The sequence below is a fragment of the Nocardia aurea genome (assembly GCF_003123685.1).
In the GTDB taxonomy this organism is placed as follows: Bacteria; Actinomycetota; Actinomycetes; order Mycobacteriales; family Mycobacteriaceae; genus Nocardia; species Nocardia aurea.
Window position 1 is genome coordinate 335862 of record NZ_QCYJ01000005.1, and the last position, 19855, is coordinate 355716.

Annotated in this window: 19 protein-coding genes and 1 tRNA gene; 11 read left to right on the plus strand and 9 right to left on the minus strand. The window is 66.2% G+C overall.

All coding sequences use genetic code 11. The features are described from left to right. The first annotated feature begins 159 nt into the window (after window positions 1–159). From DAT37_RS02210 to pknB, 6 genes are read left to right on the plus strand one after another with little or no spacing between them, the layout of a single operon-like run. Complete coding sequence (locus DAT37_RS02210; RefSeq protein ID WP_109522935.1) at window positions 160–627, plus strand: FHA domain-containing protein FhaB/FipA; 468 nt, start codon at window positions 160–162, stop codon at window positions 625–627. Then, complete coding sequence (locus DAT37_RS02215; protein ID WP_109522936.1) at window positions 624–2168, plus strand: PP2C family protein-serine/threonine phosphatase; 1545 nt, start codon at window positions 624–626, stop codon at window positions 2166–2168. Before DAT37_RS02210 ends, DAT37_RS02215 begins: the two co-directional genes overlap by 4 nt. Continuing rightward, the gene (locus DAT37_RS02220; RefSeq protein ID WP_109522937.1) at window positions 2168–3643 is read left to right on the plus strand and encodes an FtsW/RodA/SpoVE family cell cycle protein; all 1476 of its coding nucleotides are present in this window, start codon (window positions 2168–2170) and stop codon (window positions 3641–3643) included. Before DAT37_RS02215 ends, DAT37_RS02220 begins: the two co-directional genes overlap by 1 nt. Continuing rightward, the gene (locus DAT37_RS02225; protein WP_109522938.1) at window positions 3640–5106 is read left to right on the plus strand and encodes a peptidoglycan D,D-transpeptidase FtsI family protein; all 1467 of its coding nucleotides are present in this window, start codon (window positions 3640–3642) and stop codon (window positions 5104–5106) included. The genes DAT37_RS02220 and DAT37_RS02225 overlap by 4 nt, the downstream gene beginning before the upstream one ends. Before the next feature lie 34 nt (window positions 5107–5140). Then, window positions 5141–6637 (plus strand): protein kinase domain-containing protein, encoded by a 1497-nt coding sequence (locus tag DAT37_RS02230; RefSeq protein WP_109522939.1) that lies wholly within the window; start codon window positions 5141–5143, stop codon window positions 6635–6637. Next, complete coding sequence (gene pknB / locus DAT37_RS02235) at window positions 6634–8541, plus strand: Stk1 family PASTA domain-containing Ser/Thr kinase (RefSeq protein ID WP_109522940.1); 1908 nt, start codon at window positions 6634–6636, stop codon at window positions 8539–8541. The genes DAT37_RS02230 and pknB overlap by 4 nt, the downstream gene beginning before the upstream one ends. 159 nt (window positions 8542–8700) lie before the next feature. Here pknB and DAT37_RS02240 read toward each other — a convergent pair whose 3' ends face one another. The 3 genes from DAT37_RS02240 to DAT37_RS02250 are packed head-to-tail and all read right to left on the minus strand — an operon-like array spanning window position 8701 to window position 10594. Next, on the minus strand, window positions 8701–9264 hold the full coding sequence (locus DAT37_RS02240) for a deaminase (RefSeq protein ID WP_232839446.1): 564 nt from the start codon (window positions 9262–9264) through the stop codon (window positions 8701–8703). Further along, window positions 9261–9953: a RibD family protein gene (locus DAT37_RS02245; RefSeq protein ID WP_109522941.1), complete on the minus strand. Its 693-nt coding sequence runs from the start codon at window positions 9951–9953 to the stop codon at window positions 9261–9263. Before DAT37_RS02245 ends, DAT37_RS02240 begins: the two co-directional genes overlap by 4 nt. Further along, window positions 9950–10594: an aminodeoxychorismate/anthranilate synthase component II gene (locus tag DAT37_RS02250; protein ID WP_109522942.1), complete on the minus strand. Its 645-nt coding sequence runs from the start codon at window positions 10592–10594 to the stop codon at window positions 9950–9952. The genes DAT37_RS02245 and DAT37_RS02250 overlap by 4 nt, the downstream gene beginning before the upstream one ends. A 206-nt stretch (window positions 10595–10800) precedes the next feature. On the opposite strand from DAT37_RS02250, the gene crgA reads away from it, so the two are divergent. Together crgA and DAT37_RS02260 are read left to right on the plus strand one after the other, a co-directional pair. Beyond that, window positions 10801–11064 carry a cell division protein CrgA gene (gene crgA / locus DAT37_RS02255; protein ID WP_109523237.1) on the plus strand — a complete coding sequence of 88 codons (264 nt, stop codon included), beginning with the start codon at window positions 10801–10803 and terminating at the stop codon, window positions 11062–11064. A gap of 99 nt (window positions 11065–11163) precedes the next feature. Continuing rightward, window positions 11164–11625: a PH domain-containing protein gene (locus DAT37_RS02260; RefSeq protein WP_109522943.1), complete on the plus strand. Its 462-nt coding sequence runs from the start codon at window positions 11164–11166 to the stop codon at window positions 11623–11625. A gap of 55 nt (window positions 11626–11680) precedes the next feature. Here DAT37_RS02260 and DAT37_RS02265 read toward each other — a convergent pair whose 3' ends face one another. Together DAT37_RS02265 and DAT37_RS02270 are read right to left on the minus strand one after the other, a co-directional pair. Continuing rightward, complete coding sequence (locus tag DAT37_RS02265; protein WP_109522944.1) at window positions 11681–12553, minus strand: rhomboid family intramembrane serine protease; 873 nt, start codon at window positions 12551–12553, stop codon at window positions 11681–11683. A gap of 8 nt (window positions 12554–12561) precedes the next feature. After that, on the minus strand, window positions 12562–13092 hold the full coding sequence (locus DAT37_RS02270; RefSeq protein WP_109522945.1) for a peptidylprolyl isomerase: 531 nt from the start codon (window positions 13090–13092) through the stop codon (window positions 12562–12564). A 149-nt stretch (window positions 13093–13241) separates the two neighbouring features. Here DAT37_RS02270 and DAT37_RS02275 point away from each other — a divergent pair, with 149 nt between their 5' ends. Then, on the plus strand, window positions 13242–13445 hold the full coding sequence (locus tag DAT37_RS02275; RefSeq protein ID WP_109522946.1) for a hypothetical protein: 204 nt from the start codon (window positions 13242–13244) through the stop codon (window positions 13443–13445). 4 nt (window positions 13446–13449) lie between these two features. Here DAT37_RS02275 and DAT37_RS02280 read toward each other — a convergent pair whose 3' ends face one another. The 3 genes from DAT37_RS02280 to DAT37_RS02290 all read right to left on the minus strand — a co-directional run bounded on the left by DAT37_RS02280 (window position 13450) and on the right by DAT37_RS02290 (window position 16905). Continuing rightward, the gene (locus tag DAT37_RS02280; RefSeq protein ID WP_109522947.1) at window positions 13450–14304 is read right to left on the minus strand and encodes an ABC transporter permease; all 855 of its coding nucleotides are present in this window, start codon (window positions 14302–14304) and stop codon (window positions 13450–13452) included. Further along, the gene (locus DAT37_RS02285) at window positions 14301–15326 is read right to left on the minus strand and encodes an ATP-binding cassette domain-containing protein (RefSeq protein WP_198654046.1); all 1026 of its coding nucleotides are present in this window, start codon (window positions 15324–15326) and stop codon (window positions 14301–14303) included. The genes DAT37_RS02280 and DAT37_RS02285 overlap by 4 nt, the downstream gene beginning before the upstream one ends. 646 nt (window positions 15327–15972) lie before the next feature. Beyond that, window positions 15973–16905 carry an acyl-CoA dehydrogenase family protein gene (locus DAT37_RS02290; RefSeq protein WP_109522948.1) on the minus strand — a complete coding sequence of 311 codons (933 nt, stop codon included), beginning with the start codon at window positions 16903–16905 and terminating at the stop codon, window positions 15973–15975. A gap of 168 nt (window positions 16906–17073) precedes the next feature. On the opposite strand from DAT37_RS02290, the gene DAT37_RS02295 reads away from it, so the two are divergent. Next, window positions 17074–17784 (plus strand): YoaK family protein, encoded by a 711-nt coding sequence (locus DAT37_RS02295; RefSeq protein ID WP_109522949.1) that lies wholly within the window; start codon window positions 17074–17076, stop codon window positions 17782–17784. A gap of 78 nt (window positions 17785–17862) precedes the next feature. On the opposite strand, the gene DAT37_RS02300 is transcribed toward DAT37_RS02295, so the two are convergent. Then, window positions 17863–17935, minus strand: a tRNA-Ala gene (locus tag DAT37_RS02300). Window positions 17936–19108: 1173 nt separating this feature from the next. On the opposite strand from DAT37_RS02300, the gene DAT37_RS02305 reads away from it, so the two are divergent. Beyond that, window positions 19109–19561, plus strand: coding sequence for a hypothetical protein (locus tag DAT37_RS02305; protein ID WP_157978240.1), 453 nt, complete (start codon window positions 19109–19111; stop codon window positions 19559–19561). Window positions 19562–19855: the final 294 nt, after the last annotated feature.

The following is a 19855-nucleotide window of genomic DNA, read 5'->3' on the forward strand; positions in this document are numbered from 1 at the left end:
TGCGGTCGTATCGTGATCGGAATCGACTGACGGCCCTATGATGCTGCCAACACGCACGGCGCCACTTCGGGGCCGGGCAAGACCAGCAGGCTTGTGGGGGTGGGTCGAACCGCACCTACAGCACCGACGTACACACGGTCGAACAGGAGGTGGAACGCCGTGCAGGGACTGATCCTGCAATTGACCCGTGCGGGGTTCCTGCTGTTGTTGTGGCTGTTCGTATGGGCGGTCATGCGAACTTTGCGCAGCGACATCTACGCGGCATCCGGTGTTCGGATACAGCCAAGGGCCGCACGCGGTTCCGCAGTGCTGCCTTCCTTCAGCCGAGGCCAGAAGGGCGCCAAATATCTTGTGGTGACTCAAGGTTCACTCGCCGGCACCCGCATCACCCTCGGCACCCAACCGGTGCTGATCGGTCGTGCGGACGACTCAACGCTGGTGCTCACCGATGATTACGCCTCCACCAGGCATGCGCGACTCTCCCCGCGTGGTGACGATTGGTACGTCGAAGATCTCGGCTCGACGAACGGCACGTACCTCGACCGCGCGAAGGTGACCACCGCAGTCCGTGTTCCCCTCGGCACACCAGTTCGTGTCGGCAAAACAGTGATCGAGCTGCGACCGTGACACTTGTTCTCCGCTACGCAGCGCGTAGCGACCGCGGTCTCGTCCGAGGTAACAACGAGGATTCCGTCTACGCGGGCGCACGGCTGCTCGCACTCGCCGACGGCATGGGCGGCCACGCCGCGGGCGAGGTGGCATCCCAGCTGATGATCGCCGCGCTCGCCCATCTCGACGACGACGAACCCGGCGACGATCTGCTCGGCAAACTCGACGCCGCCACCCACGAGGGCAACGCCGCGATCGCCGACCAGGTCGAGGAAGAACCCGAACTCGACGGCATGGGCACCACGCTCACGGCCATCCTGTTCGCGGGTCGCAAACTCGGCCTCGTGCATATCGGCGACTCGCGCGCCTATCTGCTACGCGGCGGTGAACTCACCCAGATCACCCGGGATGACACGTTCGTGCAGTCCCTGGTCGATGAGGGAAGGATCACACCCGAGCAGGCGCACACCCATCCGCAGCGTTCGCTGATCATGCGGGCGCTGACCGGTAACGAGATCGAGCCTACGCTCATCATGCGCGAGGCGTGGCCGGGCGATCGTTATCTGCTGTGCTCCGACGGCCTTTCCGACGTGGTCAGCGACGAGACGATCGCCAACACCATGCGCGAGGGCAGTACCGACGAATGCGCGGATCGGCTCATCGAGCTGGCGCTGCGCAGCGGTGGCCCGGACAACGTCACCGTGGTCGTGGCCGACGTCATCGATCTGGACTACGGCCAGAGCCATCCCATCGTCGCGGGCGCCGCCTCCGGCCAGGACGACGACTCACCGCCGCCGAACACCTCGGCGGGCCGTGCCGCGGCGATGCGCCCGCCGAGGGCGACGCCGCCGCGCCGCGCCGCCGCGACACCGGAACCACCCGCGCCGGGTAAATCCCACCGGCTGCGCTGGATCATGCTCGCGGTGGCACTGGTACTGGCGGTCGGCATCGGACTCGTCGTCGGCTACAAGATGATTCGCGGCAACTACTACGTCGGCGCGGACAACGGCCAGGTCGTGATCATGCGCGGGCTACCCGGTTCGATTCTCGGGTACTCGATCCACGAGGTCGACACCGTCGGCTGCGTCAACAAATCCGGTGACCTCACCATGCTCCAGACCGGAACCGACCTGCCCGCGTCGTGTAAGACGTTGCGGGTCAACGACCTCAAGCAGACCGGGCGCGATCAGGTGGTGAAGGGTCTGCCGCCGGGTTCGCTCGGCAAGGCCGAGGATCAGATGCGGCTGCTCGCCCAGCAGGAACTGCTGCCGCCGTGCCCGCCGAAGGAACAGCCCAAGCCCGCTCAGCCGACCACCCCGCCCGCCCAGCCAGGCGTGGTGCCCAACGATCCCGCTCAGCCGCCAGCGCCCGAAACACCGCCCGCGCCGACCGACACACCGCCCGCGGCCAACCCGGCGGATACGCCGACCGCGCCCGACGCCGGTGACAACAGGGGAACCGACGTCAAGACACCGACGAAGGTGGAAACCACCGCGCCGACGTCGACCGCGTCGCCGACCCCCCAGATCGCGGGGGAGAACTGCCGGGTGACGGACTGATGTCCGCACCCGCACCGCCGTCCGCTGGGGCCTTTCCCAGTCCGCCCGGCGGATTCGCTCCCGCGCCACCACCGTCGACGCGACGCAATGCCGAGCTGCTGCTGCTGGCATTCGCCGCGTTGCTGACCACCGTCTCCCTGTTCCTGGTCGAAGCAAGTCAGGAACAGTCGGTCACCTGGGATATCGCCAAGTACGGACTGGCGTTCCTCGGACTGTTCGCGGTGGCGCATCTCGCGGTCCGGCGTTTCGCGCCGTTCGCCGATCCGCTGTTGCTCCCGGTCGTCGCCGTTCTCAACGGACTCGGCCTCGTGCTGATCCACCGGCTCGATCTCGGAGCGGCGCAGAACGCCGAATACAACTCGGTGTCGATCCCCTCCCCCGACGCCAATCAGCAGATCATGTGGACCGGCCTCGGCATGGTGGTCTTCGTCGTGGTGCTCATCGTGCTGCGCGACTACCGGACCCTCGCCCGCTACAGCTACACCCTCGGGCTGATCGGCCTTGTCGCCCTGATGATTCCGGCCCTGCTGCCCGACCGCTTCTCCCAGACCAACGGCTCCAAGATCTGGATCAGGTTGCCCGGTTTCAGCGTGCAGCCGGGTGAGTTCGCCAAGATCCTGCTCATCATCTTCTTCGCCTCGGTGCTCGTGGCCAAGCGCGATCTGTTCACCACGGCGGGCAGACATATGCTCGGCATGGATTTTCCGCGCGGTCGTGACCTGGGCCCCATCCTCGCGGTGTGGCTCGTGTGCATCGCGGTGCTGGTCTTCGAGAAAGATCTCGGCACCTCGCTGCTGATCTTCAGCACCGTGCTCGTGATGCTCTACATCGCGACCGAGCGGGTGGGCTGGCTGATCATCGGCGGCGGACTACTCGCCATCGGATTCGTCTTCGCCTACAAATCCTTCTCCCACGTCAGGGTGCGGACCGATACCTGGCTCGATCCGTTCGCGGATTACCACAACACCGGTTATCAGCTCTCCCAGTCGTTGTTCGGGCTCGCGACCGGCGGTCTCGCCGGAACCGGACTCGGCAGCGGGCGGCCGAATCAGGTCCCCTTCGCCAACACCGACTTCATCATCACCACCATCGGCGAGGAACTCGGGCTGATCGGGCTGACCGCCGTGCTGATCCTGTTCCTGGTCCTCATCCTGCGCGGCCTGCGCACCGCCATCGCGGTACGCGACAGCTTCGGCAAACTGCTCGCCGCCGGACTCTCGTTCACCATCGCGATCCAGCTGTTCGTGGTCGTCGGCGGTGTGACCAAACTGATTCCACTGACCGGCCTGACCACGCCCTTCATGTCCTACGGTGGGTCGTCGCTGCTGGCCAACTACGCACTTCTCGCCTTGTTGATCAAGGTGTCCGACGCCGCCCGCGCGCCCGCACCGGCCCGAAAGAAGGACCCGGTCGCCCCCATCGCCGAAGCCACGACAGAGCTCTTGCGTCGCTCGGAGACGAGGCCACAGGAATGAACACCCCGCTACGACGTGTCGCGGTCGCGGTCATGGTGATGATCGTCGCGCTGCTGGTCAACGCCACGATCATCCAGGTCGTCCAAGCCGACCACTACCGCAACGACCCGCGCAATTCGCGCATCCTGCTCGACGAGTACGCGCGCCAACGCGGACAGATCTCGGCGCGCGGCACCGTGCTCGCCAGTTCGGTCGCGACCGACGACCGCTACAAGTACCTGCGCACCTACCCGACCGATCCCTCCGCCTACGCCCCCGCCACCGGCTTCTACTCGATCCAGAACGGCAGCACCGGCTTGGAGAAAACCGAGGATTCGGTGCTCAACGGGTCGGACAGTCAACTGTTCGGCCAGCGCCTGATCGATATGGTCTCCGGACGCGATCCGCGCGGCGGCAATGTGCTGACCACGCTCGACCCGGTCATGCAGAAAGTGGCCTACGACCAGCTGACCGCGAAGGGTTTCACCGGCTCGGTCGTGGCGATCGAGCCGAGCACGGGCAAGATCCTCACCATGGTCTCCACGCCGAGCTACGACCCCAACGAGCTGGCGGGCCACGACGGCGCGGCCACGACGGAAGCCTGGGACCGGCTGTCCAGCGATCCGGACCAGCCGATGCTCAACCGCGCCATCTCACGCACCTACCCACCCGGCTCCACATTCAAGGTGGTGGTCACGGCCGCCGCGCTCGCCAACCGCGTCGCCACCCCGGACGACCAGTTCACCGCCGCGCCGACGATCACCCTGCCCGACACCACGACCACGCTGGAGAACTACAACGGTTCCAGCTGTGGCGGCGGACCCACCGCGTCGCTCACCGAGGCGTTCCGGCTGTCCTGCAACACCGCCTTCGTCGAACTCGGATTGCGCGTCGGCGCCGCCAACCTCGAGGACGAGGCCGCGGCATTCGGCATCGGACCCCACGGGGGTATTCCCATCCCGGTGGCCGAGAGTACGGTCGGCAGCATCTCCGACAACGCCGCGCTCGGGCAGAGCAGCATCGGCCAGCGCGATGTGGCACTCACCCCGCTGGACAACGCGGTCATCGCGGCGACGGTCGCCAACGGTGGCGTGCGGATGCAGCCCTATCTCGTCGACCAGTTGCAGGGACCCGATCTGAGCGAGTTGTCCAAGACCAAACCCGTCTCGGTGGGGCAGGCGGTGAGCGCGCAGGTCGCCTCCCAGCTGACCACCATGATGGTGGCGTCGGAGAAGAACACCGTGGGCGGCGGTCGCTCCGCCTATACCATCGCGTCCAAGACGGGTACCGCCGAACACGGCGAGAACCCGCGCTCCACCCCGCCGCACGCCTGGTACATCGCGTTCGCTCCCGCCCAGAACCCGAAGATCGCCATCGCGGTCATCGTGGAGGACGGTGGCGACCGGGCTCTGGCCGCCACCGGTGGGTCGGTGGCGGCGCCCATCGCCCGTGCCGTGCTCGACGCCGGTCTCCAGGGGGGCTGAACGATATGAACGTACGAGAGGTACGGGGGCCCCGATGCTGAACAACGGTGCGATGGTCGCGGACCGCTACCGACTGCAACGACTCATCGCCACGGGCGGTATGGGCCAGGTGTGGGAGGCACTCGACACCCGGCTCGACCGCAGGGTGGCGGTCAAGGTGCTCAAGGCCGAGTTCTCCGCCGACCCGACCTTCCGGCAACGATTCCGCACCGAGGCCAAGACCACGGCTCAGCTGAATCACCCCGGTATCGCCGGGATCTACGACTACGGCGAGACCTACGATCCGTCGGCGGGCGAAACCGCCTATCTGGTCATGGAATTGGTCCAGGGCGAACCGCTGAACACGGTACTCAACCGACTCGGCAGGCTCTCCGTGGTCCAGGGCCTCGACCTGCTCGAACAGACCGGACGCGCACTCGAGGTGGCGCACGCCGCCGGCGTGGTGCATCGCGACGTGAAACCGGGCAACATCCTGGTGACGCCGACCGGTCAGGTGAAGATCACCGATTTCGGCATCGCCAAGGCGGTCGACGCCTCCCCCGTCACCAAGACCGGCATGGTCATGGGCACCGCGCAGTACATCGCCCCGGAGCAGGCGGTCGGCGAGGACGCCACCTCGGCCAGTGACGTCTACTCCCTCGGCGTCGTCGGTTACGAGGTGCTGGCGGGCATGCGTCCGTTCAGCGGCGACGGCGCGATCACCGTCGCGATGAAACACGTTCGCGACGCACCACCGCCCATGCCGGACGATCTTCCCCCCAACGTGCGTGAACTCATCGAGATCACCATGGGCAAGGACCCCGATCGGCGCTACGCCAGCGGCGGCGAATTCGCCGATGCCGTCGCGGCGGTGCGTGCGGGTCACCGTCCACCGCCACCGCACGGCGCGGCCGGTGGGCCCGTGACCGAGGGCGCGACCCGGGTTCTGCCGCCAGGTCCGACCGTTGTCATGTCCGCGGGCCAGCACGACGGTTCGAACCGTTACGGCCCGCAGACCGGCGCGGTCGGTGCCGCGGGTGTCGCGCCGACGGCGATGAATCCCGGCACCCCCGGTGGTCGTCCGCCCGTGGGCAACCAGGGGTGGACCGGAACGCAGAAATGGCTGGCCGTGCTCGGCGCGGCGGCGGTGGTGCTCTGCGGTGCCGCGCTCTGGCTGCTGTTCGGTGGTGACACCAACCCGAATCCGACACGAACGCCGGTCACGACGAGTGTCGCGCCGCCCACCAAACCGCCGACCACCAGCGCGGCCGAACCGACGACGACAAGGGCGCAGCCGCCCGTGCCGCCGCCGACCACGGAAACGCCGGAACCGACCACCACCGAACCTCCGACGACAACGCCGGAACAGACGACCGTGCCGCCGACCAGTACGGCGCCGACTACGACCAAGACGAGCAAGTCGGCAGGCCCGACGACGACGCGTACCTGGTTCCCGACGCTCCCCTTACCATTCTCCGAAGCCCCCAGTGGTGCCCGAGGCCCCTCCGGTACCCGCAGTGCGCCGCCCACTTCCTCGCAAGGACAACCATGACGACCCCGAAGAATCTCGGTTCCCGCTATGAGCTGGGCGAGATCATCGGCTTCGGTGGCATGTCGGAGGTGCACAAGGCGCGAGATCTGCGGCTGAGCCGCGATGTCGCGATCAAGGTGCTGCGCGCCGACCTCGCTCGCGATCCCACCTTCTACCTGCGCTTCAAACGCGAGGCACAGAACGCCGCCGCGCTCAACCATCCGGCCATCGTCGCCGTGTACGACACCGGCGAAGCCGAGATCGACGGCGGTCCGCTCCCCTACATCGTCATGGAGTACGTGGACGGCGACACGCTGCGCGATATCGTGCGCGGTAAGGGTCCGCTGCCGCCGCGCCGCGCCATGGAGGTCGTCGCCGACGTCTGCGCCGCACTCGATTTCAGCCACAAGGCCGGAATCGTGCATCGCGATATGAAGCCGGCGAACATCATGATCAACCGCGCGGGCGCGGTGAAGGTAATGGATTTCGGTATCGCGAGAGCGCTGGCCGACACCTCCAATCCGATGACCCAGACCGCGGCCGTGATCGGCACCGCCCAGTACCTTTCGCCGGAACAGGCCCGCGGCGAGACGGTCGACGCCCGTTCCGACGTGTACTCGGTCGGCTGCGTCCTGTTCGAAATTCTCACCGGGGAACCGCCTTTCACCGGCGACTCACCGGTCGCGGTGGCATACCAGCACGTACGCGAGGATCCCCGCCTGCCCTCGCACGTCTACAACGGCGTGCCGCGCGAGTTGGATTCGGTCGTGCTCAAGGCGATGAGCAAGAATCCGGCCAACCGGTACCAGACCGCCGCCGAGATGCGCGCGGATCTGATCCGGGTGCTCGGCGGACAGCGGCCCAGCGCGCCGATGGTGATGACCGACGAGGATCGCACCACCGTCTTCGGCTCCAACGAACCCCCGCCGCGGAGTTTCCGCACCGTCGAGCGCAGGGACGACACCGCCGAACAGGAACCCGCCGAACAGAACGCGCCGCGGCGCACCGCCTACCTGGCCCTCGGCGCAGCCGCCGGACTCGCGGTGATCTTCGGCCTCTTCTGGGTGCTGATCGGGCCTGGAAGTAAACCGGATCAGGTCGCCGTGCCCGATCTGTCGAACAAATCGCAGCAGCAGGCGCAGGACTCCCTGTCCCGACTCGGCTTCACGGTGGCTATCCAGCAGAAACCGGACGGCAAAGTCGCGACCGGCAACGTCATCTCGACCCAGCCACTGGGTGGATCGCGAATCGACGAGGGCAGCACGGTGACCGTCCAGGTGTCGTCGGGTCCGGCGCAGGTGCCGGTTCCACGGCTGGACGGGCTGACCCAGCAGCAGGCCGAACAGGAATTGAATTCCAAGGGCCTGCGGATGGATCCGACCGTGCAGCGCCGCGAATCCAGCGAGCAGGACACCGACAAGGTGGTCGGCACCGATCCGTCCGCGGGTACCAGGGTGGATGTCGACCAGGCGGTCATCGTCTACATCGGCAAGGGACCCGAGCAGATCAAGGTGCCGAGCGTCGTCGGCCAGGACATCAGCATCGCCCAGCCGAATCTGGTCGAGAGCGCGGGCTTCGCGGTGACCATCCAGGAAGTGGCGTCCTCCAAGCCCAAGGGCGAGGTGATCTCGACGAATCCGGCGGGCGGCACCATGGCCGACAAGGGTTCCCCGGTGATCGTCCAGGTCTCGAGCGGCGACCAGATCACCATGCCGACCCTCGTCGGACTGACCCCCACCCAGGCGCTGGATCGACTGCGCCAGGCGGGTTGGACCGGCAGCGTGAGCCAGATCAACCAGAACACCCAGGGCACCTTCGATACGGGCAGTATCGGCCGCATCCTCAGTCAGCAGCCGACGACGGGCTCCTCGGTATCGAAGACCGGCACCATCACCATCACGACCGGTGTGCTCGGTCCGCCGTAGCACCGCGATTGTTCGGAGGCCCGGTCGCGCAGTATTGCGTCGCCGGGCCTTGTTCGTTCACGGGCGCTCTCCTACCGCAATGAAAGTCTTGCGCCGAGCCGCCTCCGGTCCGCCGCATCCCTCGACGAGATCACCACCGCGACCTGCGCCGTGATTCGACTACAGCTCGAGGTGCCGATTCATCGACATCGCTGCCTCGGCCAGGTCGGGCAATTCGACCACCGTCACACCGTGCTCGCGCAACTTCTCGACCCCGACGCAATTCGTGACGAAGGTCGACGGTTCGCGCCAGGCGATGACGACCCGGGGAATTCCGGCCGCGAGAATCCGGTCGGTGCAGGGTGACCTGGTGACCGTGCCGCGCTGAGAACAGGGTTCGAGCGTGCTGTAGATCGTCGCGGCGGCCAATCGCGGATCGTCGGGATCCAGTTTGTTCAGCGCGGCTTCCTCCGCGTGCACCTTCGCGTCGGTCTCGCGCGAGTATCCGGTGGACAGCACCGCACCGTCGGCGACGATCACCGCGCCCACCGAGAACGCCGTCTCGCTCGGCGGGCACCGGCGCGCCCACTCGATCGCCTCGAGCATGTGACGACGGTCGGCGGCGGATTGCTCCGCGCTCTCCGGGCTCGCCGCGCTCTCCGAATCCGCGGGCCGACGATTCGACCGCTCGGCCGACGGGCCGACCGAACCGCGGGCAAGGCGTGCCGGATCGTAGAAGGTCATCCGGTCACCGAGGCTCGCGGCGCGTAGCGCAGCAGCGCGATATCGCCGACCCGCGCGACGTCGACCAGATCCAGCCTGCGTCCGGCCCCGCCGGGGAATTCGGCGGGGTGGAGGAATCGCGGCGCCCCGGCGTCCCCGACCAGGATCGGCGCGACGGCGACATGCAGTTCGTCGGCGAGATCCGCGGCGAGGAAAGCCGTGTGGATACCCGTGCCGCCCTCGACCATCAGCCTGTCGACGCCGCGCGCGCCGAGGTCGTCGAGCAGCGCGGCGAGATCGATATCCGGACCGAGGGCCACCACCTCGGCGAGTCCGGCCAGACGATCACCGAGAGTCGCCGCACCGGCATCGGTGGTGTAGACGAGTTTGGCGCCGCCGTCGTGCCAGAACCGCAACTCGGCGTCCAGATCGCCGGTCGCCGTGACCGTCACCTTCAGCGGATATTCCGGTTTGCCCGCGGTGCGGCGCACCGCCCTGCGCTCGGCACTCTTCACCAGCAGTCGCGGGTTGTCGCGACGCAGGGTCTGCGCACCCACCAGGATCGCGTCCGATTCCGCCCTGACCTCGTCGACTCGATCGAAATCCGCGTCGCCGGACAGTCGCAGCCGTTCGTCGCTCGCGTCGTCGATATAGCCGTCCAGGCTGACGGCCACCGACAGCAGTACATGGGGACGTGTCGCCGCACTCATTGCAGCACCAGCGCCGCGACTTCCGCCTCGAGCGTTTCGACCAGTTTCTCGGCCGGGCGCGCGCCGCAGACCTCCAGCCAGTTGGCCAGCATGCGATGCCCTCCCTGGGTGAGGACCGATTCGGGATGGAATTGCACGCCGTGGATCGGCAGCGTGCGATGTCGCACGGCCATCACGATGCCGGATTCGGTATGTCCGATGACCTCGATCTCCTCCGGAAGCGTGTCCTCGAGCACGGTGAGCGAGTGATACCTGGTCGCGGTGAACGGATCGGGCAACCCGGCCAACACGCCCGAGCCGACATGGAAGACCGAGCTGGTCTTGCCGTGCAGCAGTTCCGGCGCCCTGGTGACGGTGGCGCCGAATGCCTCGCCGATCGCCTGATGCCCCAGGCAGACACCCAGCAGCGGCGTCGCCAGTCGGGCGCAGGCGTGTACCAGCGCGATGCTGGCGCCCGCCCGATCCGGCGAGCCCGGCCCCGGGCTGATCAGGATGCCGTCGAATTCGGCCGCGACCGCGTCGGGATCGTCCAATTCCGGGGCGTCGTTGCGCCGGACCACGGCGTCGACTCCCAGCTGGCCGAGGTACTGGACCAGGTTGAATACGAAGCTGTCGTAATTGTCGACGACCAGTACGCGCATGGTATGAGGTTACGTGGCCACCCCTCGGGGCGTCGCACGCATTACCACTCGAGATAGCCTGGAACCACACCGGTGGGCGCCCGAGCCCCGTCCCGGGCCGCATCCGGCTGCCGCCGGATCGGTCACCGCGGCGAGCGCGTTCGATGCATAATTCGATCCGAATCCGCCCCGCCGGTACCGACCCGCACGCCGATAACGAGGACGTCATGCCTAAGTCGAAGGTCCGCAAGAAGGCCGACTATACGATCAACCCCGCGAGCCGGATTCCGGTGAAGGTCAAGGCCGGGCCGTCTCCGGTCTGGTATGTCGCGGTCATGCTCGGTTTCATGGTGGCCGGACTGGTCTGGCTGCTGGTGTACTACCTGGCGGGCGACCAGATCAGCTGGATGAGCGATCTGGAAGCCTGGAACTTCCTCATCGGCTTCGGTCTGATGGTGATCGGCCTGATCATGACCATGCGGTGGCGCTGATCCGCCCCTGATTCGACCACCTGATTACAGACGTGTCATTCATTCACACCTGTGGATGACCCTGTGGACAACTCGAGGAACGATTGGGGAAATCGCCGCGTGACACCTGAATCCCCGCAACAGCGCCTCGCATGGGCCACGCCCACCTCCGCGCTGTACGCGGTGTCGGTCGGCGCGGTGATACTCGCGGGCGCGGCGGTCCTCAGCAACGACAACGCCGGTCGTTTCCTCATCGCGTTGGCCGCGCTCGGTCTTGCCGGACTCGCGGTCCTCGGCTTTCGGCAGCGTCCTCGGCTGGCCATCGTGCCGGGACCGAGTCCCCGGCTCGTGATCCGGAACCTGGCCGGCCCGACCGAGTACACGCCGAACCAGCTGGTGCGGGTGCGTATGGTCGGCTATCGACGTCTCGGACGCAAAATGCCGATGCTCGAGATCGACGTCCGCGATCAGGACGGCGCCGAACGCCTGTTGATATTCGGTCGCTGGGACCTGGGCACCCATCCCGAGGATGTCTTCGACGCCCTACTCGCCCACGGATTGGCCACCCTGCCCTCCCCGTAGTCAGGGCGACCGACCCCCCGGCACGCGATTGCTTCACGTGAAACGTCGACTTCGGTCAGGCGAGTGCCGCGGCGGCGAGTCCGATCGCGATCAGATCGACCAGGCCGACCACCGCGATCGAGGCCCATCCGATACTGCGCATCGCTTCCTGGGAGGTCGCGCGCAACCACTCCGGGACGAAGAGCACACCGAGAGCGGCGAGGGTGCCCGCCAACAGGCCGCCGAGATGCCCCGACAGCGAGATTCCCGGGACCGAGAAGCTGATGAAGACGTTGATACCGATGAGAATCAGCATCTGATTCGGATTCTGTCGCACCCGGATCAGAAATACCGTGATCGCTCCGAACAGACCGAAGACCGCGCCCGACGCTCCCGCCGCGGCGGCGTTGGAGTCCTGGAAGATCATGCTCGCCGCCGAACCACCGAGCAGACCCACGAGGTAGACCGCGAGATAACGCGTTCGCCCCAGCGCCGGTTCGAGAATTCGGCCGACCACCCACAACGCGAACATGTTCATCGCCAGGTGCAGCGGCCCCCAGTGCAGGAAGCCCGCCCCCAGCACGCGAATCCACTGGCCGTGGGCCACCAGATCGGGCACCAGCATCCAGTGCGCGAACAGCGGTGACCCGTAATAGTTGTCGACCAGACTCCTCGACTGAACCACGGTGATCGCGAAAACCACGATATTGGCCGCGACGAGCGCGTAGGTCACGTACGGAATCGCCGAGCGGGCCACCGCCGCGCCCGCGACGGTGCGCATCCGCGGCGCGGCGCGCTGATCCTGACCGAGACAGTCGACGCAGTGCTGGCCGACGGCGGCCGGGCGCAGACATTCCGGGCAGGAGGGGCGCCCGCATCGGGTACACGCCAATCCGGTGGCGCGATCAGGGTGGCGGATACATGTCGGTGCGGGCGGCTGAGGATTCATCGGACCATCTATTCGATCGTGACCTGGGAAATTATCACCGGCTCCTTGGGCCGGTCGTCGCGATCCGTCGATACGGCCGCGATGGTGTCGACGACCTTGCGTGAGCCGGGATCGACGACCTCGCCGAAAATGGAGTGCTTGCGGTTCAGATGCGGCTGCGGGCCGAGTGTGATGAAGAACTGCGAACCGTTGGTCTTCGGCCGCGAGGAATTGGCCATGGCGAGCAGGTACGCGCGGTCGAAACGGAGTTCCGGATGGAATTCGTCGGCGAATTCGTAACCCGGCCCGCCGCGCCCGGTTCCGGTCGGATCACCGCCCTGGACCATGAAACCCGCCATCACCCGGTGGAAGGTGCTGCCGTCGTAGAACGGCCCGGTGCTGCCCCCGCTCGCGTTCTCGGTGGTGTAGGCGGCCGAGCCGTCGGCGAGGCCGAGGAAGTTCCGCACCGTCTTCGGGGCATGGTTGCCGAAGAGCGCGAGTTCGATGTCGCCGTAGTTGGTGTGCAGCGTCGCACCGGCGGTAGGAATCGGTGAGGTCACCCCGCCAATGCTAATCACGAACCGGCGGCGGACCCGCGCACCCGGCGATGGCGACGCCGAGTGTGGAGTTCCCGGGTATTCGTGCGGCGCCGTCGCCCCGGAGACCTGCGGCTGAAGCGCGGTTCACCCGGTTGTGCCAAAGTGGTCGAATGACCTCGAGGCGTTTGCAGGTACCCACACGTTCTCTGATTGCCGCGGTCGTCGTCGCGTTGGCCGGTGGCGTGGCCTGGCTGGTCCGCAGCAAGCGGCCGCAGACCCCCGAGCCCGCCGCGGCACCGCCCCGGATCGGCTACTCCCGCAACGGGTCGGCGCCGACCCCCGTGGCGGGGGCCGGCACCGACAGCGGTCGCTGACCTATCAGCGACTGACGGTCCGTTTGTACTGACGCAGCGACAGCGGGACGAACACCACCAGGATGATCACCACCCACGCCAGGGTGGCGATCTCCGGATGCTGCATGGGCCACGCGTCGGAGACCGGCACGGCCGAACTGGTGTTGCCGAACAGCTCACGGGTCGCCTGGGTGACCGCGGAGACCGGATTCCACTCGGCGAAAACCTTCAGGACGGTCGGCAGATTCTCCAGCGGCACGAAGGTGTTGGCCAGGAAGGTGAGCGGGAAGATCACCATGAAGCTGGCGTTGTTGAAAACCTCCGGCGCACGAACCAGCAGGCCGACGACGGCCATGATCCAGGACACCGCGTAGGCGAACAGCAGCAGCAATACGTAGGCGAACACCGCGTCCAGGAACGAACCTCTGATACGCCATCCCACCAGCAGACCCGTCAGCGACATGACGACGAGACTGACCACGTTGATGACGACGTCACTGACCGTACGGCCGACCAGTACCGCCGAGGGCGCCATCGGCAGCGATCGGAATCGATCGATGATGCCCTTCTGCATATCCTCGGCCAGTCCGGCTCCGGTGAAGGTGGCGCCGAACACCACGGTCTGGGCGAAGATGCCCGCGATCAGGAATTCCCGATAGCCGCCTTCCATTCCCGGCACCTGGATGGCCGTGCCGAAGACATAGGCGAACAGCAGCACGAACATGATCGGCGACATCGTCGAGAAGATCAGCACGTCGGGTACGCGTTTGATCTTGATGACATTGCGTTTGGCGATCGTCACGCTGTCGCTGACGACGATCGCGAGCCGTTCTCCCAGGCCGGGCCGTGAGAGCTCCTCGGTCGCGGTGGCCGTGGTCATCTGACCTTTCCTTCCGTCTTGTCGAGCAGTTCGGCGGTGTCGGCGCGACCGGAACGATTTTCGGCGGCGCCGCTCAGGCTCTCCTCGGCTTCGTGTCCGGTGAGGGTGAGGAAGACATCGTCGAGCGAGGGACGGCGCAGTCCGACATCGTGCAGTTTGATGTTGTCCTTGGCCAGCAGACCGATCGCGTCGACCAGTGCCTGCGAGCCGTTGCTCACCGGCACCGTGATCCGGCGCAGACCCGGCTCGACCTGGATCTCGCCGTCCGCCAGACCGCTCAGCGCCTGCTGGGCGATACCGAGCTTGTCGGCGTGGTCGACAGTGAGTTCGATCCGGTCGCCGCCGACCAGGGTTTTCAGTTCGTCCGCGGTGCCGCGGGCGATCACCTTGCCGTGATCGATGACGGCGATGGCGTCGGCCAGACGATCGGCCTCGTCCATGTACTGCGTGGTGAGCAACAGTGTCGTTCCGCCCGCGACCAGTTCCTCGATGACATCCCAGAGATCGAGCCTGGCCCTCGGGTCGAGTCCGGTCGTCGGCTCGTCGAGGAAGAGGACCGGCGGATTGGCCACGAGCGCGCCTGCGAGATCGAGCCTGCGGCGCATACCGCCGGAGTAACCCTTCACCGGCCGATCGGCGGCATCGCTGAGCCGGAATCGTTCCAGCAGTTCGCGCGCGCGTTCCTTACTGCGCTGCACACCCATGTGATACAGCCGCCCCACCATTTCGAGGTTCTCGAATCCGGTGAGGTATTCATCGACGGCGGCGTACTGACCCGAGGCGCCGATCCGGGAACGCAGAGCCTGTGGATTGCCGAGCACGTCGATTCCCGCGACGGTCGCGCGGCCCTCGTCCGGGACGAGCAGGGTGGTGAACACCCGGACGGTCGTGGTCTTGCCCGCGCCGTTGGGGCCGAGAAGCGCGGTGACGGTGCCTTCCGGCACCGCGAGGTCGAGTCCGTCGAGGGCGACGAGTTGACCGTAGCGTTTGACGAGACCCTCGGCGACTATTGCGTCGGGCATGATTCTCCTGACGTTCGGGTGTTCTCGATGACAATGGTCGGACAATGTCCGACACAGAAGCGTCGAAGCGGTGGCACAGGATCGGACATCCAACCGATACCGGAGTCAGTATTGTCCGCGAATCGGACAATTTCATCCGATTTGTTCGTGCCGGAAGCCGTCCTTGTGAGCACGCGCACATGATGGCACCGGGGTACGACAGGTTCGCCGGATCGCGTCCGGGCACGGCATGCCCGGCACTTCCGCGACACGCAGAAGGCTCCCGAAATTCTGTCGGATCTCGAGCCGCATCCGGTCCGACGACACGCGTCCAGCGACTGGTCGGCACGCTCCGAATGTTTGGGACATCGCCCGGTCGTAGGCACATTTACCAACGTAAATCAGTGCAACACAACGTCTTTGGCAAACGTTTAGCCGCTTCCGAATGGAGGTTTCGGACCGGGTGCCGAACCTGTGGCGATACCCGCTGGAATGACCGGAACAACAGCGCCCGAAAAACTTCCGGAGTGGTCATCGCCACGCACACACAAACGTGGATCATCGCGTAGGATCGTTCACGTCGGCCCCTCCCCCCCGGGCCGACCTTACGCGGGCCTCGGCTAACTCCCCCCCTTCGCCGAGGCCCGCTCCCCATTTCCGGGGCAGGTCACTTCTCCGAATATTCGGGCCGATCGCGCACCGAGCGCCACGCCGTCTCCAACCGCTGCGCCCTGACCCGTCCGGCCGTCGTCAGCAACGGACGGTCTCGCTCCCACCGCTCCCGGACCACCGGATCGACCAGTGCCCACTGCGCTTCCAGTTCTGCCGACAGCCGATCCACCTCCTCGAACAGCCCACCCAGGGCGATATGCAGACCGGGTGCGGTCGGATCGGACAGCTCGAGTCCGCGCAATCCGGCCAGCGAGGCCAGGAGCCGCTGCTGGGTCGAATGCGCCCATCCCGCCCGCCGTCCGACCCGCACCAACCAGCCCAGCGCCGCGGCCAGCACGTGCGCGTCCTCGATCGTGCGGAACGGTTTCAGGAAATCCGCGTACCCGTCCCCCGGCAGCGGTTCGGCCGCGGCGTCATCGAATGTCACAGTGGCATGGCCGATCTCGGGTGCGAACGAGATCGGCGGCCGATCGGTGACCGTGACGCCCGCCTGGTCGACGGTCACCAACGCCGCGCGCAGACGGCGACGCCCACTCGCGTCGACACCGGTACCCGCGATCACCACCAGTCGTCGCGCCAGCGCGGCGAGAGTCGTGAAGGTCTTGGTGCCACGCACCTTCCACCCGTCACCGGTTTCGACCAGGACCGTTTCGATCGCGGACGGATGCGCGCCGCCCGCCTCGGTCGCGGAGACCGCGACCATCTCCGCGGCCGCGAGTCCGGGGACCAGCGCCCGGATCGCCTCCTGGTACCCCGAGAGGAAGGCGTAACCGAGTCGGTCCGCGCCGAACCCGCCGACGATCGCCGCGTCCAGCGGACTGTCGAATTCCCGTGCGCTGATCAGATGTCTCGACCAGGCCTCCGCCGCGCTCCCCAGCGGCGTCTCGTCGATGGGCGCGGTCAGCACGTGGTCGAAAACAGATTGCACGGTTCACGGTAACCCGTGCGCGCGGACGCTGAAGCGACCGTGCGCGTTCCTCCACTGCGGGGTACGACCCGTGGCAAATACCGGGACATCCCCCGGCGTTCCCTCGGCGAATATTCGAGCCGAGGCGGTTGACTGGATCCGTCAACCGTCCCGGAAGGAGTCTGCACTGTGAAGCAGCCGGACGAGGTCCGCAGAAAAGCGCTCTTCGACAGTGACGCTCGGCTGTCGTGGGTCCTCGCCGCACTCGCCGGACTCATCGGCGCGGCCGCGTTCATGCACACCGCCGGATATTTCGTCACGTTCATGACGGGCAACACCGAGCGGGCCGTCCTCGGCTACTTCCACGACGAGACCGACGTCGCCGTCGCCGCCGCGCTGCTGCTCGGCTCATTCCTGTCCGGCGTCGTGGTCTCCTCGCTGTGCCGCAGACATTTCTGGTCGGGACATCCGCACGGCCCCACCCTGCTCACCACCGCCTGCCTGGCCGCGGCCTCGATCATCGACATCGTGATGTACGAGATCACCTCGTCGACCCGGATCGAATTCGTCCCGATCCTGTTCGTGGCCTTCGGCGTCGGCGCGCTCAACACCTCGTTCGTCAAGAACGGCGAAGTCTCCATCCCCTTGAGCTACGTCACCGGCACCCTGGTCAAAATGGGTCAGGGCATCGAACGCCATATCAGCGGCGGCACCTACGCCGACTGGCTCGACTACTTCCTGCTGTACGCCGCGTTCGCCCTCGGCGCCTTCGTCGGCGGTCTGCTCAGCCTCATGGTCGCGGGCTGGGCGATGCTCATCACCGCTACCGTCGTCTGCCTCATCGTGACCGGGTACACCTATCTGCACCTGGATATCCACGGACCGCTGACAGATGAATAACCCATCCGGAATGCCGCACGCCGACAACGCGCGGCCTCACATCCCGTGATCGCAGACCAGCGTCGCGCTGGTCGAAAGTGGAGCCTAGGGGAATCGAACCCCTAACCCCTGCCTTGCAAAGGCAGTGCTCTGCCAATTGAGCTAAGGCCCCGAGTACCCAGAAAAGGGTCGTTCAGCGAGTGGTGACCTCGTGCCACAGATCCGCGTCTTCACGCTTCCGCAGCTTGGTGATTCCCACGAGAACCAGGACCGCGACACCGATCGTGAGAAGAATTTTCATAATCCCACCCTACTGTGATGATCGGTCACCGGCCCGCGAGTATCCGAGATTCGCGTCATTTCACGACACAAACTAACGCTTTGCTGCTATAGACGTCAACACAGCAGGTCAGCGGCCTTCCCCTGCCCCGACGCGCCGCGCCCTCGGGCTGATCCCGCGCCGACTTCGTGTGAGGCACGACAAGTCTGTCGCGTGATCAGCCGTGTCCTACGGACGCCCCTCGCCGACCAGGCGACCGTTGGACACTGTCACGCGACAGGCCGCCGACACTCGATCTTCTCGTTCAGCTCGAACGCCTCCGCCGCGCGCCGACGAAATACGGGTGTCGTGCGCCGGTGTCTACCGCGTTCCACGCATCGGCTCCCACGCGAGGTAACCGATGCGCGCTCTCCAACTCGCGGTACCCGACCCGCGGATCTGTCCACACCATGAACGTGGAGCGCTGTCTATTCGCGTGGGAATCCCCTTCGCCCCCAACGACAGGGAGCAGCGGGCACCGGTTTCAGCGAAGCCATCGCGGCGGCTTTCTCCGGTCGGCCGTTGCGATCGGCGACATCCGAGCACCGAAATCCGCAGACCGGGGCATTCATCGATCACAATTCGGATTCGGTCTTCTCCGCATACTTGTGTTCGTCCTCGGCATGCTCCTAGGTGGCCGGCCGGACACAGGAAATGGCAGCATCGAAGCCGCTCCCCGGTGTTCCGCGCCAGCCGATTCACGCACCTCTTCGACGCCATGGTCCGCGTACAGAGAAGGGCGATTAGCTGCGCGTATGCGGAAAATTCAGAACTGACGACGGCCCCGTCACTACCCGGCTCGGTCGAGCGTTTCGCCACGATAGCCGGAAGCCGACCGAACAATACCCAAAGGTAACCCGATCACCGTGTCGCCGAACACGACTCCGCCGTATGCAGTGATCGAAATCAGGAGTTGATTCGCCGACCGAGATCGGATAGAACTTGATCGTTGCAATTCGCAACACGGATACATTGCGCACGCTTGAAGAGTCAGCGTGTCGCGGGGGTCGGGAGGCTAGGAAAATCATGCGTAGGACTATCGGAAAAATCGGTCGTAAGGCACTCGTCGCCGCTTTGCCGCTGGCGGTCGCGGTAACTTTCGTGGGCGTGGGAACGGCTTCCGCCGAAGCCCCGGCCGCCGCGCCTCTGGCAGCGGCAACAGTACAGCTGGACGCGGTTCCGGAGGCGGCTCCCGACTTCGTGCAGGCCGCCGCCTCGGATGCCGTTCAGCCGGTCGCGGCTTCGGATCTGCAGGATATCGCCACGGATCCCAATGCGGCCAACCATGATCCGCTGGCCAACGGCGCCGCCGCGGGCGCGGTCGTCGGCGGCGCGTTGGGTGCCGTCGTCTGCGCCGTCTCCCTCGTCGGCATTCTGCTCATTCCGCTCTGCGCCCTCGGCCCCGCCCTCCAAGGCGCCGTGGTCGGCCTGATCGTCGGCGCGATCGCCCCGAATATCATTCCGCAGGTCCTGCCCTGATCCCTTCGGGATCTACGATCTCTGTTCTCCGGTAATCCAATCGCGTCCGATTACCGGGAAGACGGAATATCGATGTGCGCGGAAGACTGATCGCGACGGGGTTGATCGCCCGTTGCGTATACGTCTTTCGCGCTGGTCTCGGTTCGTGGTCGACGTCGACGTGGTTCACCGAACACCCGGTCGATACGTCGACTCGGCCGACAACCGAACACGAATGACAAAAGCTCCATCCGACCGTGGTACACCGCCGCGGACAGGTGGAGCGTTCTGGTTTTTCGATTTCTGTTCAGCAAG

Coding starts and splice junctions, on each gene's coding strand:
- DAT37_RS02225 (WP_109522938.1), top strand. CDS start 3,640: ATGAACACCCCGCTACGACGTGTCGCGGTCGCGGTCATGGTGATGATC.
- DAT37_RS02250 (WP_109522942.1), bottom strand. CDS start 10,594: ATGCGCGTACTGGTCGTCGACAATTACGACAGCTTCGTATTCAACCTG.
- DAT37_RS02220 (WP_109522937.1), top strand. CDS start 2,168: ATGTCCGCACCCGCACCGCCGTCCGCTGGGGCCTTTCCCAGTCCGCCC.
- DAT37_RS02280 (WP_109522947.1), bottom strand. CDS start 14,304: ATGACCACGGCCACCGCGACCGAGGAGCTCTCACGGCCCGGCCTGGGA.
- pknB (WP_109522940.1), top strand. CDS start 6,634: ATGACGACCCCGAAGAATCTCGGTTCCCGCTATGAGCTGGGCGAGATC.
- DAT37_RS02265 (WP_109522944.1), bottom strand. CDS start 12,553: ATGAATCCTCAGCCGCCCGCACCGACATGTATCCGCCACCCTGATCGC.
- DAT37_RS02245 (WP_109522941.1), bottom strand. CDS start 9,953: ATGAGTGCGGCGACACGTCCCCATGTACTGCTGTCGGTGGCCGTCAGC.
- DAT37_RS02275 (WP_109522946.1), top strand. CDS start 13,242: ATGACCTCGAGGCGTTTGCAGGTACCCACACGTTCTCTGATTGCCGCG.
- DAT37_RS02240 (WP_232839446.1), bottom strand. CDS start 9,264: ATGACCTTCTACGATCCGGCACGCCTTGCCCGCGGTTCGGTCGGCCCG.
- DAT37_RS02305 (WP_157978240.1), top strand. CDS start 19,109: ATGCGTAGGACTATCGGAAAAATCGGTCGTAAGGCACTCGTCGCCGCT.
- crgA (WP_109523237.1), top strand. CDS start 10,801: ATGCCTAAGTCGAAGGTCCGCAAGAAGGCCGACTATACGATCAACCCC.
- DAT37_RS02230 (WP_109522939.1), top strand. CDS start 5,141: ATGCTGAACAACGGTGCGATGGTCGCGGACCGCTACCGACTGCAACGA.
- DAT37_RS02285 (WP_198654046.1), bottom strand. CDS start 15,326: ATGCCCGACGCAATAGTCGCCGAGGGTCTCGTCAAACGCTACGGTCAA.